General features: G+C 54.6%; 13 protein-coding genes. 2 read left to right on the top strand and 11 right to left on the bottom strand.

The annotated features are described in order from the left end of the window. Positions 1-3 precede the first annotated feature (3 nt). On the top strand, positions 4-918 hold the full coding sequence (locus tag ACT3R7_RS00655; protein ID WP_192537272.1) for a carbon-nitrogen hydrolase: 915 nt from the start codon (positions 4-6) through the stop codon (positions 916-918). Between the two features lie 149 nt (positions 919-1,067). On the opposite strand, the gene ACT3R7_RS00660 is transcribed toward ACT3R7_RS00655, so the two are convergent. From ACT3R7_RS00660 to ACT3R7_RS00675, 4 genes are all read right to left on the bottom strand, one after another. Further along, complete coding sequence (locus ACT3R7_RS00660; RefSeq protein WP_225736070.1) at positions 1,068-2,024, bottom strand: Nudix family hydrolase; 957 nt, start codon at positions 2,022-2,024, stop codon at positions 1,068-1,070. 129 nt (positions 2,025-2,153) lie between these two features. Continuing rightward, positions 2,154-3,383 carry a bifunctional glutamate N-acetyltransferase/amino-acid acetyltransferase ArgJ gene (argJ, locus tag ACT3R7_RS00665; protein ID WP_192537270.1) on the bottom strand — a complete coding sequence of 410 codons (1,230 nt, stop codon included), beginning with the start codon at positions 3,381-3,383 and terminating at the stop codon, positions 2,154-2,156. Between the two features lie 34 nt (positions 3,384-3,417). Continuing rightward, positions 3,418-6,174, bottom strand: coding sequence for a preprotein translocase subunit SecA (gene secA / locus ACT3R7_RS00670; RefSeq protein ID WP_192537267.1), 2,757 nt, complete (start codon positions 6,172-6,174; stop codon positions 3,418-3,420). A gap of 72 nt (positions 6,175-6,246) precedes the next feature. Beyond that, positions 6,247-6,609 (bottom strand): hypothetical protein, encoded by a 363-nt coding sequence (locus ACT3R7_RS00675; RefSeq protein ID WP_192537260.1) that lies wholly within the window; start codon positions 6,607-6,609, stop codon positions 6,247-6,249. A gap of 108 nt (positions 6,610-6,717) precedes the next feature. On the opposite strand from ACT3R7_RS00675, the gene ACT3R7_RS00680 reads away from it, so the two are divergent. Then, the gene (locus tag ACT3R7_RS00680) at positions 6,718-7,176 is read left to right on the top strand and encodes a DUF721 domain-containing protein (RefSeq protein ID WP_018915782.1); all 459 of its coding nucleotides are present in this window, start codon (positions 6,718-6,720) and stop codon (positions 7,174-7,176) included. Positions 7,177-7,278: 102 nt separating this feature from the next. On the opposite strand, the gene lpxC is transcribed toward ACT3R7_RS00680, so the two are convergent. The 7 genes from lpxC to murG all read right to left on the bottom strand — a co-directional run bounded on the left by lpxC (position 7,279) and on the right by murG (position 15,366). Continuing rightward, the gene (gene lpxC / locus ACT3R7_RS00685; protein WP_018915781.1) at positions 7,279-8,190 is read right to left on the bottom strand and encodes a UDP-3-O-acyl-N-acetylglucosamine deacetylase; all 912 of its coding nucleotides are present in this window, start codon (positions 8,188-8,190) and stop codon (positions 7,279-7,281) included. Between the two features lie 135 nt (positions 8,191-8,325). Continuing rightward, positions 8,326-9,507, bottom strand: a complete 1,182-nt coding sequence (gene ftsZ, locus ACT3R7_RS00690; protein WP_192537258.1) for a cell division protein FtsZ — start codon at positions 9,505-9,507, stop codon at positions 8,326-8,328. A 34-nt stretch (positions 9,508-9,541) separates the two neighbouring features. Then, on the bottom strand, positions 9,542-10,831 hold the full coding sequence (ftsA, locus tag ACT3R7_RS00695) for a cell division protein FtsA (protein WP_192537255.1): 1,290 nt from the start codon (positions 10,829-10,831) through the stop codon (positions 9,542-9,544). Between the two features lie 310 nt (positions 10,832-11,141). Then, the gene (locus ACT3R7_RS00700; RefSeq protein WP_192537253.1) at positions 11,142-11,855 is read right to left on the bottom strand and encodes a cell division protein FtsQ/DivIB; all 714 of its coding nucleotides are present in this window, start codon (positions 11,853-11,855) and stop codon (positions 11,142-11,144) included. A 9-nt stretch (positions 11,856-11,864) separates the two neighbouring features. Further along, positions 11,865-12,806 (bottom strand): D-alanine--D-alanine ligase, encoded by a 942-nt coding sequence (locus ACT3R7_RS00705; RefSeq protein ID WP_192537246.1) that lies wholly within the window; start codon positions 12,804-12,806, stop codon positions 11,865-11,867. Beyond that, positions 12,803-14,233: a UDP-N-acetylmuramate--L-alanine ligase gene (murC, locus tag ACT3R7_RS00710; protein WP_192537328.1), complete on the bottom strand. Its 1,431-nt coding sequence runs from the start codon at positions 14,231-14,233 to the stop codon at positions 12,803-12,805. The genes ACT3R7_RS00705 and murC overlap by 4 nt, the downstream gene beginning before the upstream one ends. 35 nt (positions 14,234-14,268) lie before the next feature. After that, positions 14,269-15,366, bottom strand: a complete 1,098-nt coding sequence (gene murG / locus ACT3R7_RS00715; RefSeq protein ID WP_318782738.1) for an undecaprenyldiphospho-muramoylpentapeptide beta-N-acetylglucosaminyltransferase — start codon at positions 15,364-15,366, stop codon at positions 14,269-14,271. Between the last annotated feature and the right edge of the window lie 8 nt (positions 15,367-15,374).

Below are 15,374 nucleotides of genomic sequence, written 5' to 3' on the forward strand. Positions count from 1 at the left end.
ACGATGTCTATAAAGTCGACAACTGACCTAACGGTTGGAATAGTTCAGCAGCCTGCCTGGCCCGATAAAGCGCAGAGCCTTGACGCCAGCGAAGCGGGCATTCGGGATGCGGTAAAGCGCGGCGCGCAGCTGGTCATGCTTCAGGAGCTGCATGCTACCCACTACTTTTGCCAGTTTGAAGACCCGGCGCTGTTTGATTTGGCCGAGCCGCTGGATGGGCCGACCGGCCAGCGCCTGGAAGCGTTAGCCCGCGAGCTGGATATCGTACTGGTGGGTTCACTGTTTGAACGACGTGCGCCTGGGCTTTATCACAACACCGCCGTGGTATATGACCGCGATAAAGGCCGCGTAGGTCAGTATCGTAAAATGCATATTCCCGATGACCCGGGCTTTTATGAAAAGTTTTATTTTACGCCCGGTGACCATGACGCGAGCCGTGCAGAAGGGTTTACCCCGATTGATACATCGCTTGGCCGTTTAGGCGTTTTGGTATGCTGGGATCAATGGTATCCGGAAGCCGCACGCCTGATGGCCTTGGCGGGCGCCGACTTGCTGCTTTACCCCACGGCCATTGGCTGGGACCCCAACGATGATATCGCCGAGCAGACACGTCAGAAAGATGCCTGGACGCTGATTCAGCGCTCCCACGGTGTCGCCAATGGCTTGCCGGTGATCGTCGCTAACCGTATTGGCTTTGAGGCCGACCATTCAGGTGTCGGTGACGGCATTCAGTTCTGGGGTGGAAGCTTTATCTGTGGGCCTCAGGGCGAGCTGCTTGCCCATGCAGGTGAAGAGGCCGAGCAGCTGGTCGTCACTATCGATATGGCGCGCTGTGAAAACACCCGGCGCATCTGGCCTTATCTGCGTGATCGCCGCATAGATGCCTATAGCGATTTAACCCGCCGCTTTCGCGATTAGGGTCGTAACAAGCTCATAAAGCAAACGCCTGCCAGATGACTCTGGCAGGCGTTTTTTTGGCGCTTATCTTCGGTACTAATCTTAGATGCTAATTTTAAGTGCTTATCTTAAGTGCTTATTTTAAGTACTTATCCTCAGCACGTAAAAGCTTACTTCCAGAAATCGCGAATCGAGGCGATACCCTGAGCGCCTACAGCACGGGCATGATTTGCATCAAAGCGGGTCATGCCGCCCAGCGCAAAGACCGGCATACCGGCACGCTCAACCAGCTGCTGGAAATCATGCCAGCCAATGGGGGCTACTTCTGGATGGGAAGGCGTTGTACGCAGTGGCGACAAAGTCACGAAATCACAGCCCAGTACGGCTGCTTTCGAAAGCTGGATCTGATCATGGGTCGATGCCGAAAGCCACTTCTGTTCCGAAATAGGACGTCGGTCCAGCTGCATTAACCGTTCACTGGTTAAGTGGATACCGTCAGCATCCACTTTTTCAAGCAAGCCAGGCTCACCGTTAAGCAGCAGGCTAGCGCCATGCTCACGACACATACGCAAGGCACGCTCGGCACGCTCAATGTAGGCGGCCTCATCAAGCGCTTTGGCACGTAGCTGCACAAGACGAATATTATCTTCTTTCAACGCCCGTTCCAGGAACGCATCAAACCGTGCTTCATCCGCCTCTTCACTGGTAATCAGGTACTCAGTGGGCAGCATGACGGCGCGCAGAATAGGCAGATTGGCGGCAGGGAACGGATATTTTACCAGCTCTTCCATCGGCACCCAGCGTACCGCCTGACCCTCGCGCCCAAACGGCTCGCCCGCAAACTCATGAACCTGCCAAACATCCAGCAAAATATGCTTGTCAGGATATTCATGGTGGATACGGATCAAAGGCTGGGCGCGAATAATCTCGACACCCAGCTCTTCGTGCAGCTCGCGCTTAAGCCCTTCAAGACCCGTTTCATAAGGCGCCAGCTTGCCACCGGGAAACTCCCATAAACCGCCCTGATCGACATTCGAGGGCCGACGCGCGATCAATACTTTTTTCTGATCGGCACTAACGATTGCAGCTGCCGCGACATGAACCCGTCGTTTTACCATTACATTCATTACGTCTTTATCCACTGTGTACGCGCTGGCAAGTTAATGCCAGCGCCAACTCGCTGCGTGAGCCCTTTTATGACTGCTGATCCAGCCTTTCGACTGAACTTAGCTACGATAACCCTAGCTAGGATAACCTTAGCTACGATAATCCGCGTTAATCGTCACATAGTCATGGGAAAGATCCGAGGTCCAAACGGTGGCGCTCTCGTCACCACGTCCCAGGCTGATGCGAATAGTGATCTCTTCTTGTGCCATCACCGCACTGCCCGCCTTTTCAGTGTAGCCGCTTGCCCGGCCGCCGCCTTCGACCAGACGAACATCAGCCAAGTCAATGACTACCCGACTCACGTCAAAATTATCCACGGGCGCCCGACCCACTGCGGCCAATATACGACCCCAGTTAGCGTCAGATGCATAAAGCGCCGTTTTAACCAGCGGTGAATGGGCAACCGTAAATGCCACATCCAACGCTTCCTGACGGCTCTTTGCGTCATCGACCTGAAGCGTGACAAACTTCGTCGCGCCCTCACCGTCACGAATGATTGCCTGCGCTAACGTGGTCATTACCTGCTGCAACGCATCACGAAACAGCTCGATATCTGCGTCATTAATGACCGCAGCCCCCGCCCCCGTAGCTGCCAGCAGGCAGGCATCGTTGGTGGAGGTATCGCTGTCCACGGTAATGCAGTTGAAGGAAGCATCAACGGTTTCGCGCAGCAGACGATCCAGCAACGACTGCTCAATCGTCGCATCGGTCACCACAAAGCCCAGCATGGTCGCCATATTCGGCTTGATCATGCCGGAGCCTTTAGTGATCCCGTTGATAGTGATCGTGCCACCACTCACGTCAAGCGTAATGCTTGCGCCTTTAGCTCGGGTATCGGTGGTGAGAATCCCCTCGCCCGCCTGCTGCCAGGCCTGGCTACCCTCGGCTGTTGAATAAAGCGCAGGGGCCAGGCCCGCCAGCAGCCGCTCCATGGGGAGCGGCTCACCAATGACGCCGGTTGAGAAAGGCAGCACCTGATGCTCTGCAACGCCCGCCTGTTCTGCCAACGCTTTGCAGCTGGCATAGGCATCTTGAAGCCCTTGTTTACCGGTGCCCGCATTCGCATTACCAGTATTCACCAGCCAATAACGCGGCGACTGACCGTTCTCGCGGCAGCGCTCGATATGCGCCTTGGCAACCGTTACGGGTGCTGCACAAAACGCATTACGCGTAAAGACACCGGACACCGCAGCTGATTCAGGCAGTTCAATCACCACCACGTCACGGCGACCCGGTTTTTTAATACCCGCCATTGCACTTCCTAGGCGCACCCCCGCAAGGGGTGGCATCACCGGAAAGGGACTTTTACCCACCGCCATGATCGTCTCCTCTACCTTTATTCAGCCCGCTTCGTTAGCTTAATTTTCCACAGCACTGCTTGTACTTCTTACCTGAGCCGCAAATACAGGGATCGTTACGCCCGACTTTAGGCCCTTCGCGACGTACAGGGCGTGCATCCATGTCAGCGTCATTGTCATCGACGCCACTCATTTCCGCTCCCGCTGCTGCATTCTCATTCGATGAAGCGTCATCGTGACGGGTAGCGGCGGCCGCTTTTTCACGGGCCAGCTCGTCACGACGTTTTTGCTCCAGCGCATCGACCTCTTCAGGCTGGCGTACCTGGACATGGCTCAAGATACGGGTAACGTCCGCTTTGATATTGGTTAGCAAGTGCTGGAACAGCTCAAAGGATTCGCGCTTGTACTCTTGCTTGGGGTTTTTCTGGGCGTAGCCGCGCAGATGAATACCGCGACGCAGGTGATCCATGGACTGCAAATGCTCTTTCCAACGCGTATCCAGAACCTGCAGCATTACTTGCTTTTCAAAGCGACGAATCAGAGTAGCCCCGGCTGCATCCACCTTGGCCGCATAGGCTTCCCGGTGCATGGTCTGGAGACGTTCGCGCAGTTTCTCTTCACTGAAACGCTCATCTTCAGCCGCCCACTCAACCACCGGAGCATCCAGGTTAAATTCCGCCTTGAGATGCGCTTCCAAGCCAGGCAAATCCCACTGTTCGGCCAGGCTTTGCGGTGGAACGAAGTCGCTGATGGAGTCTTCCATCACTTCTTCACGGATACCCACGATCGCTTCTGAAATATCGTCAGAGGCCAGGACTTCGTTGCGCTGTTCGTAAATAACCCGGCGCTGATCGTTGGCGACGTCATCATATTCAAGCAGCTGCTTACGGATATCGAAGTTACGTCCTTCAACTTTTTTCTGCGCCCGCTCTACCGCGTTAGATACCATCTTGTGCTCGATGGCTTCACCGCGCTCAAGGCCTAGCGCCTGCATCAGGCGTTTGACGCGATCAGAGCCGAACAGGCGCATCAAGCTGTCTTCCAGCGACAGGAAGAAGCGAGTCGAACCCGGGTCGCCCTGACGACCTGCACGGCCACGCAGCTGGTTATCAATACGCCGGGACTCGTGGCGCTCAGAGCCGATAACGTGCAAACCACCGGCTGCCAGCACGCCGTCATGGCGCTGTTGCCATTCGGTTTTTAACGCGTCAATCTGGGCTTGGCTTGGGTTCTGTAGCTTGGCAGCGTCCGCCTCCCAGTTACCGCCCAGCATGATATCGGTACCCCGACCGGCCATATTGGTGGCAATCGTAATAGCGCCAGGACGACCCGCCTGAGCAATAATTTCCGCTTCGCTTTGGTGCTGCTTGGCATTCAGAACGCTGAACTTGAGACCTGCATCATTCATCAGGCGCGCAAGATATTCTGACGTTTCAATTGAAGCGGTACCTACCAACACCGGGCGCCCTGCTTCGGTTTCGGTTTTAACGTCTTTGATAATCGCTTCGTATTTTTCTTCAGCGCTCAGGTAGACCAGATCGTTAAGATCCTTCCGTGCCAACGGACGGTTGGTCGGAATGACGATAACGTCAAGGCCGTAAATCTGGCGAAATTCGAACGCTTCGGTATCGGCGGTACCGGTCATACCTGCAAGTTTTTCATACAGGCGGAAATAGTTCTGGAAGGTCGTGGATGCCAGCGTCTGGCTTTCACGCTGAACGGTTACGCCTTCTTTGGCCTCAACGGCCTGATGCAGGCCTTCAGACCAGCGGCGGCCCGGCATCGTCCGGCCGGTATGCTCATCAACGATGACCACCTGATCTTCCGAAACGATGTAGTCCACGTCGCGGTTATACAGATAGCGCGCGCGTAGTGCAGAGTGCATATGTTGAAGCAGGTTAAGGTTTTGAGCCGCATAGAGCGACTCGCCTTCTTTAAGAAGGCCTTCCGCCTGCATCAGTTCTTCTACCTTGTTATGCCCCTGCTCGGTCAGCTCCACCTGTTTCTGCTTTTCATCCAGCACGAAATCGCCGGTAGCAGGCACATCGTCGTCTTCAGACACCTCGCCTTGCTCTAACTGCAAAGAGAGCTGGTTCGCGACGTTATAAAGATTGGTATTTTCATCCACTGCGCCAGAGATGATTAGCGGCGTACGCGCTTCATCAATCAGGATGGAATCGACCTCATCGACAATGGCGTAATGCAGGCCACGCTGCACCTTGTCTTCCAAGGAGAACGCCATGTTGTCGCGCAGGTAGTCAAAACCAAACTCGTTATTGGTACCGTAGGTGATATCGCACCGGTAGGCATGGCGCTTCTCTTCACCCGTCTGACCCGAAAAGATAACGCCGATGGAGAGTCCGAGGAACTCATACAGCGGACGCATCCACTCGGCATCACGGCGCGCCAGATAGTCGTTCACCGTCACAACGTGCACGCCCTTGGCGGGCAGCGCATTCAGATAAACCGCAAGCGTTGCGACCAGCGTTTTACCTTCACCGGTTTTCATTTCGGCGATACGCCCACGATGCAGTGTCATGCCCCCGACCATCTGCACATCGAAATGGCGCATCCCCATTACGCGCTTGCTCGCCTCACGTACGATTGCAAAGGCGTCGGGTAGCAGGTTATCCAGCGCTTCACCACTGCTCAGCCGCTGGCGTAGTTCTGCCGTTTTGCCCTGAAGCTCTTCATCACTCAGTTTTTCAAACTCTGCCTCAAGCGCGTTCACACCGTGAACGTTTTTGTGCATGCGCTTTACTTCACGGTCATTCTTAGAACCAACTACTTTACGTAACAAATTATTAATCATGAAATATCCACATCATCATGAGCGACCCAATGGGTTTCGCCCTGTTCCATATAAGGCAAATAGAGTGCGTTTTTAGTGAACCGTGAAATAAGCAGGCGGGCCACGCTGGGTAAGCACATCGCGCGCGGCCACCTGGCGCTTTATAAAGCGGTACGCAGGCAAGCTGTGACGCAGCACCCTCACCTGCTTGATGCGCCGCTGCCAACGCTTTAAGGCGCGCCGCCTTCTGGCGATCCATTGAGACTGGGCACGTAAAATAGCGGGCACCCACAAACAGACGCTAACGCTGCGTTCAGTACCGCGAAAAGCATCAGAAGGCACTAGACTGCTGGGTAAAAGACAGCTTACTAGGAGACCCGCCAGCCACCAACGCGCCAGGCCATAACGACGGTAACGTCGCGGCGAAGCATAAAAGGCATTAAGCGTTGAGGACATGCTGTGGGTTGGCTCCTGAGCGTGTTAGGCTCTGCTGATAAGTAGCTCGTCAAAAAATTTACATGGCTACTTAGTAATATTGAGAGGGTTATCCTAGGATTCAAGCGTATGAGTATAAAGGTTAAGCGTTCTCAGGCCCAGCCCATCGCCCGCCTGCTAAACAAGTCTGGCGATATTGGCCAGTTAATGCGCCAATCTCGTCTTATTGACCAGGCCCAGAGCCACCTACGCGCGCATCTGCCTGAAGAAATGCGCCAGCATATTTTTGTGGGCGGCTTTCGTGAAGGCCGCCTGACCCTTATCAGCGGCCAAGCCAGCTGGCTGACGTGGCTACGCTTTGAGCAGCGGCGTTTATTGACGCTGCTTCACCAGCTACCCGGCTTTGAAGCCGTAAGCGGCTTTACCTTTAAAGTTCGCCCCGTACACCCGGTTGAAGCCCCACTGCGCAACACGCGCAAACTATCAGCCAGCGCAGGTCAAACCCTGACGGAGTGCGCAAGCGACATGCAGAACCCCGCGCTTCGCAAAGCGCTTGAGCGCCTGGCATCCCACGCACCAGAGAAATAACAGTATTCGTGATACCTAGAAATGCAAAAGCACCGCCAAAGCGGTGCTTAACATCCAACCTGAACCGTGCCACAAGTTCGAATAGCGCTATTACCTAAGCCATCAGGCCATTGCGGGTGCCGCGTACGAAATAGGCGCGACGGCTTTCTCGCCTTCAAACGTCACAATCTCGTAAGCATCGGGCTGCGCCATCAGTTCACGACATAGCTGATTGTTCAGCGCATGACCGGACTTAACACCATGGAATTCGCCAATCAGGCTGTGGCCCAACTGATACAGATCACCAATGGCATCCAGCACTTTGTGTTTTACAAACTCGTCTTCGTAGCGCAGTCCGCCCTCGTTGACGATACGGTAATCATCGACAACGATTGCATTATCAAGGCTGCCGCCAAGAGCCAGGTTATTAGAGCGTAAAAATTCCAGGTCCTTCATGAATCCGAAAGTACGCGCCCGGGAAACTTCTTTCACAAAAGATGTGGTCGAGAAATCAATCAGGGCCGTTTGTTTCTGCTGCTCAAATACCGGGTGATCAAAATCAATCGCAAAAGAGACCTTGAACCCCTGATGAGGTAGAAAAACGGCTTCTTTATCGCCATCGCTAACCGCTACGCGACGCTTGATGCGGATAAATTTCTTTGGGGCATCCTGTTCAAGAATACCCGCCGATTGAATCAAAAACACAAACGGGCTAGCACTGCCGTCCATAATAGGAACTTCAGGCGCACTTAAGTCAACATACGCATTGTCGATACCCAAGCCTGCAAACGCAGACATCAGGTGTTCAACCGTTGCCACTTTGACGCCTTCAAACGAAAGTGCAGTGCAAAGCTTTGTATCTTCGACAAGCTCGGCACGTGCGGGTACGTGTACCACGGGATCCAGATCGGTTCTAACAAACACAATCCCGGTGTTTGCCGGCGCCGGACGCAAAGCCAAATGGACTTTTTTACCGGAGTGCAGACCCACTCCAGTGGCGCGGATGACGTTTTGTAGGGTGCGTTGTCTGATCATGGGCAGTGGTCGAACTCTAATGACGGCAGTACCGTAAGGAAAGGGGAAGTTATCAAACAGTGTTCACTTTAACAGCAAACGAGCGTTTTAACCAATAAAACACTCGTTTGATGTATTTGACACCGATTGAAACAATCAGTCAGCCTGACGGCGCAAGAACGCTGGAATGTCCAGATAGTCATCAGCATCAGCTGAACGGCTTTTTTCAGGCCGCGGCTTAGGCGCATGTTCCGGCGCTTCTGCACGAGCCGTGGCCTGCTGGCGCATTACTGTTGGCTGCTGGAGCTTGCGATAATCAGAAGAGTCCGTGGCGGAGCGGCGCACCGGCTCGCGCGTTGCTGACGCTTTAGAAGACTTGCTACCATCCAAGCCGGCAGCAACCACCGTTACACGCAGCTCATCGGACATTTCCATATCAATGGAAGTTCCGACCACGATGGTGGCTTCTTGCGACGCAAATTCCTGAACCGTGGCACCCACATCGTTGAATTCGCCAATCGAAAGATCCGGGCCAGCAGTAATATTGACCAGAATACCCCGTGCGCCATGCAGATCGATATCTTCCAACAGCGGGCTGCGGATAGCTTTTTCGGCTGCTTCGCGGGCACGGTTTTCACCGGTAGCCCCGCCTGTGCCCATCATCGCCATGCCCATTTCAGACATAACGGTGCGCACATCAGCAAAGTCGACGTTGATAATGCCGGGACTGGTAATCAGCTCGGCGATACCTTGTACGGCACCTAGCAGTACATCATTCGCGGCGCTGAACGCCGTGAGCAGCGTAGCGTTCTTGCCTAATACGGAAAGCAGTTTTTCGTTGGGGATAGTGATCAGCGAGTCGACGTGCTCGGAGAGCTCTTTCATGCCCTCTTCGGCCGCGCGCATACGCTTGGGACCCTCAAACGGGAAAGGCCGTGTAACCACTGCCACGGTTAGAATACCTAGCTCTTTGGCCACCTGAGCAACCACGGGAGCGCCGCCAGTACCTGTACCACCGCCCATACCAGCAGTGATAAAGACCATATCGGCGCCCTGCAATAGCTCGGCGATACGATCTCGATCTTCCATTGCGGCCTGGCGCCCCACTTCTGGGTTAGCACCAGCGCCTAGCCCTTTAGTGATTTCACTACCGAGCTGTAAGACTGTTTTCGCGGATACGCGTTTAAGTGCCTGGGCATCGGTATTGGCGCAAATAAACTCAACGCCTTCAATATTGCTTTCGACCATATGGTTGACGGCATTACCGCCGCCACCACCAACACCGACTACTTTGATGACCGCACTACTCGAGGGTGCGTTATCTACCAATTCGAACATAAGCCCCGTCTCCTGAACCGCGCTTGCGGCCCTGTCAGAAATTTCCTTTAAACCAGCCTTTAACTCTGGCCAGCGCCGAATGGCCTTCCTTGATATCACGCCGGGCAAGCTCGTTGCGTCCTTTATGGGCAGCAACCACTCCCCCGTGGCTTTCTAGACCTCGCCCATGACGCACTTCTTGCAACGCATAATGCAGTAAGCCGACACCTGTCGCATAAATGGGGTTACGCACGACATCTGCCAAACCTCGAACATTTTGCGGACAGGCGATACGAACCGGCATATGAAATATTTCCTCTGCCAGCTCACTCACACCTTCCATGCGTGAGGTGCCACCAGTAAGTACCACACCAGCGGCCACCATATCTTCATAGCCACTACGGCGTAATTCGTCTCTTACCAGTGTAAATAGCTCTTCATAGCGTGGCTCCACTACTTCAGCGAGCGCCTGACGTGATAAATCACGCGCGGGGCGGTCACCCACACTAGGAACTTTGATCATTTCATCGCTGGATGCCAGCTGCGTTAGTGCGCAGGCATACTTAACTTTAATCTCTTCAGCGTGCTGAGTTGGCGTACGCAAGGCCATAGCGATATCGTTGGTTACCTGGTCGCCAGCAATCGGTATAACCGCAGTATGCCGGATAGCACCTTCGGTAAAGATAGCCATATCGGTGGTTCCACCACCAATATCCACCATACACACACCGAGCTCACGCTCGTCTTCGGTTAATACCGCCATACTGGAAGCCAGCTGCTCCAGGATAATGGCATCAACATCCAAACCGCAGCGGCGAACACACTTCTCAATATTTTGTACTGCATTAAGTGCCGCAGTTACCAGATGAACCTGCGCCTCTAACCTGACACCCGACATACCCAAGGGTTCACGAATACCGCCCTGAGTGTCAATTGAAAACTCTTGAGGCAGCACGTGTAAAACACGCTGACCTTCTGAGACGGCCCGGGCTCTGGCGGAATCGATAACGCGGTCAATATCGGAGGGCGTAACTTCGCGCTCTTTAATAGCCACCACGCCGTCGGAATTCATCGAACTAATATGGCTACCGGCGACACCGACATATACTGAGTGAATATCGCAGCCCGCCATTAGCTCGGCTTCTTCCACGGCACGTTGAATGGACTGAACCGTTGACTCAATATTAATCACGACGCCACGTTTCATGCCCCGTGAGGGGTGGGAGCCGATACCCGCAATTTCGATGCCGCCATCATCGGTAGGTTGCCCGACGATTGCGACGACCTTGGACGTTCCAATGTCCAGCCCGACCACCATATTAGATGCATTGGGTGAGCCTGCCATGAGTCGGGAATACTCCTTATAATCTTTTTTTAAATAGTAAAATAAATAAGGGACACTTAACTCAACTCATCGCCTAATGATTACAACTTAGCAGTCAACAAGCGTTGATGACTAATTATCATTAAACGCCGATGAGAGAGAATAAACCCACAAAAAACTTTCACTGGCCCATAGTATAGAAACAATCGCCAGAATACGACTAGCGACACCCCACAATAATGGGCTTGGCAAGTAATTTAAACCCCATTAATGGGTTTTTCCACGTTGGCGATCACTAACTCTGGTTAAAAAGCGTTAAGTAAACCGAAGATTACTCTTCTGAGTCCTCAAAATCACTTTCACCATGCCAGGCAACTGCAACGCCATTAGGGTAACGCAGGTCAATATAGCGGATATGTTCGCCGGACCTGGATAGTTCTCGCTGCCAGGAAGCCGATAACCGTGCCAAACGCACCTCATGATCGCGTCTACCCAACATTACCCAGGCGCCGTTATCTAACTGTAACCGCCATGCTCCCCGCGGCTCTAAACGTAACTGGGCAAGCGACAGCGATAAACCTTCAAAGTGCGGCATTAAACGATGATAGTAACTTAAGACTTCTTCACTACTTCCATTAGGCCCAGCCAGATCAGGAAGCCCTTTGGGTACATCAATAGGCGCAAAGGAAAAAGGTTCGCCTTCTGGGTTAAGTAAAAAATCATCGTTCCAACGTGCAACCGGCGCTTGCTCAACCAACTCAAACACCAAAGCGTTAGGCCATTCACGGGAAATACGCACTTCTTGAAGCCAGCCCACCTGCAGGGCACGGTCACGTAAATCGCCCAAATCAGCCGACAACCATGTAGCCCCCTGGACCAATGGCGCCAGCTGAGTGCGCAAATAATCAGCGCTAACGTAGTCCCATTCGCCGCGAATCGATACCCGCTCGATGGGGCGATCGAGCCATAGCCATAGCGCGCGGCTTCCCGCTCCGAGCAACAGCGCCAGGAGTATGAGGCCAAACCAAGCATTACGCCTTTTCATAAGGCCTCTTCATGATGCGGCGCTCTGCTTGCCAGCCGTTTGCAGGATCTGTACGACCAGGTCATCAAATTCGATACCGGCATACGCAGCGGCTTGCGGTACAAGACTGTGATCGGTCATGCCCGGCACCGTATTGACTTCGATCAGCCAGAACTGCCCCTTTGCATCGCGCATGACGTCTACCCGCCCCCAGCCCTCACAGCCGATTGCTGCAAAGGCTTCACGGCACAGCCCGGCAAGCTCGGCTTCATCCGCGCCTGAGAGCCCGCAGGGCAAGTGGTACTGAGTGGTATTGGAAACGTATTTGGCCTCAAAATCGTAAAAGCCGCCGGGCACTTCTACACGAATGGCGGGCAGCACCTGCTCATTCAGCAGTGCCACGGTATATTCATCACCTACCACAAAGCGCTCGGCCATGACGCGGGCATCAAACTGAGCGGCTTCGCGGTAGGCGGCTTCCAGCGCCTCGCGCGTTTTGACGATACTGATACCCAGCGTGGAACCTTCATGCACCGGCTTTACCATCATTGGCAAGCCAAGCGTTGCCACGACACCATCCCAATCAGAGCCCTTATTGAGCATGATGCTTTCTGGGGTAGGCAACCCAATGGCCTGCCACACCTGCTTGGTACGCTGCTTGTCCATGCCCAGCGCCGAGGCGAGTACGCCGCTACCGGTGTAGGGAATGTTCAAGAGCTCGAGCGCGCCTTGCAGCGTGCCATCCTCACCGCCCCGACCGTGCAGAGCAATGAACACCGCCGAGGGTGCCAGCGCCTCTAGCCCGACCAACCCCTTATCACGCAGATCATAGCCTTCTGCGTTCACCTTCTGGCGCTTTAGGGCCTCGAGAACGGCCGCGCCACTTTTAAGCGACACTTCACGTTCAGCAGAGGAGCCGCCATACACCACGACTACGCGAGAGCGATCCACTTGGGCGTTATCTGCGCTCACAGCTCTACCTCACTTAATACCAGTTCAGCCTGGGCTAAAGAGAGCGAAATCCCGCCAACATCGCCCGCCCCTTGAGTAATTAAAATATCGTTTGGACGCAATACGTTCGCCAGCAGTGCGGGTAATTCCTGCTTATGCTCGATAAACAGCGGATCCACTTCGCCACGCTGGCGAATCGAGCCGGCAAGCGCACGCCCGTCAGCGCCAGGTATAACGGCTTCACCGGCACTGTAGACATCTAGAAGTACCAGCGTATCGACCTGTGAAAGGACCCTAACAAAATCTTCATACAAGTCACGCGTCCGGCTATAGCGATGAGGCTGATAAAGCATGACCAAACGACGCTCCGGCCAGCCTGCACGCACCGCTTTGATAACCATATCCACTTCACGGGGATGATGGCCGTAATCGTCTACCAGCATAATTTCGCCGGAGGCTTTAGGCGCCGGAAAATGGCCGTGAACCTGAAAACGCCGCCCTACCCCGGCAAAGCTTGCCAAGCCACGCAGGATAGCCGCATCGCTCACGCCTGCATCGGTTGCGACCACAATCGCCGCCATCGCGTTTAGCGCGTTATGCCTCCCTGGCATGGCCAAACAAATATGCAAAGGCTCGGCGCTACCAGGGCGCAGCGCGGTAAACGTGACTTCACCGCCCTGCTGGGCAAAATCCACAATGCGGTAATCCGCATCGGCGTCAAACCCATAGGTCACAAACTGCCGTTTAACCTGCTCACACAGTTCACGGACGTGCGGGTCATCAATACACAGTACGGCCAGTCCATAAAAAGGCAGATTATGTAAAAACTCGATGAAGGTGCTTTTTAGACGCTCAAAATCGCCGCCGTAAGTAGCCATATGATCCGCGTCGATATTGGTTACAATCGACATCATCGGCTGAAGATGAAGGAATGAAGCATCCGACTCATCGGCCTCAGCGACCAGATAATCGCCTTCACCCAAGCGGGCATTCGCGCCGGCGCTGGTTAAACGCCCGCCAATCACAAAGGTCGGGTCCAGGCCGCCCTCGGCCAACAGCGTCGCCGTCAGGCTCGTGGTTGTGGTTTTACCATGCGTTCCAGCGACCGCAATGCCATGACGAAAGCGCATTAATTCAGCCAGCATCTCAGCGCGCCGCACCACGGGCACGCGATGCTCATGCGCCCAGCGAATTTCAGGATTGGTCGTATCCACGGCACTTGAAACAACGACTACGTCCGCCCCTTCCACATTGGCTTCAGCGTGGCCAATATCAACGCGAATACCGCATTGGCGCAACCGCTCGACAACGGAAGAGGCTTTCATATCACTGCCGCTAACCTTGTAACCTTGGTTTGCCAATACTTCGGCAATACCACACATACCCGCACCGCCAATGCCTACAAAATGGATGTGCTGAATACGGCGCATCGCTGGGCCGCTGGGCATACTCCGTTGCGGTAAGGGCTGAGTTACTGAGTCGGTCACACTGCTTCTCCTTTCGGTAATATCGCCAGACATCCTTCGGCTAATCGCTCAGTGGCGTCTAAATAGGCCGCTTGGCGCGCGCGTGATGCCATCAGTGCTAGCGTCGCGGGCTCTAACAAGTCGCTCAAGTAATGCGCCAACCGATCAGGCGTTAACGCAGACTGGACAACACACAGGGCTGCACCGGCTTTGACCAATACATCGGCATTAACCCGCTGATGGTCATCCACCGCAAACGGAAAAGGCACCAGCAGTGACGGCTTGGCTGCCGCGGCAAGCTCCGCTACCGTCAACGCGCCTGACCGACATACCACAAGGTCAGCCCAGTCATAAGCCGCCGCCATATCATCAATAAAGGGCGTCACCTCAGCGTCTATACCGTATTTGGCATAGCCTTCGGCTGTTAGCACATCCCGCGACTTGCCCGCCTGGTGGCGAATTTCAGGACGCGTTTCAGTCGGCAAACTGGCAACCGCCTGAGGCAAACGCTCATTTAAAGCTACCGCCCCCAGGGACCCCCCCACCACCAACAGGCGCAGCGGGCGGCCCTGCAGCACTTGCACGGTACGCGGCGTTTCACCCAGCGTGGCAATTTCTTCGCGCACGGGGTTACCAATCACCTCAGCACGCTCGCCAAACGCTTCGGGAAAGGCGGCGTAACTGCGTGTGGCTAAGCGTGATAACACGCGATTGGTTAGCCCCGCGACGGCATTTTGTTCATGTACTACCAGCGGTATACGCGACAGCCAGGCGGCAAGCCCACCGGGGCCACTGGCAAAACCACCCAGCCCGACGACCAGCTGAGGTTTAAACGTGCTAATAACCTGGCGTGCCTGCCATACCGCCCGGGTAAGGTTGACCGGTGCTTTGAGCCATCCAGCCGCGCCATTACCGCGCAATCCGCTCACCGCAATAGTGTGCAGCTTGATACCAGCGTCAGGCACCAGCCGGTTTTCAATGCCGCGGGGGCTGCCCAGCCACTCAACCTCGATATTCTGTGCTTTGAGCGCACGAGCCAGAGAAAGCGCGGGCACGACATGCCCCCCGGTTCCTCCTGCCATGATTAAAACGCGCCGATGTGCGTGCGTCGTCACAAACGACT

It is taken from the genome of Halomonas sp. AOP43-A1-21, assembly GCF_052376775.1.
In the GTDB taxonomy this organism is placed as follows: Bacteria; Pseudomonadota; Gammaproteobacteria; order Pseudomonadales; family Halomonadaceae; genus Vreelandella; species Vreelandella colorata.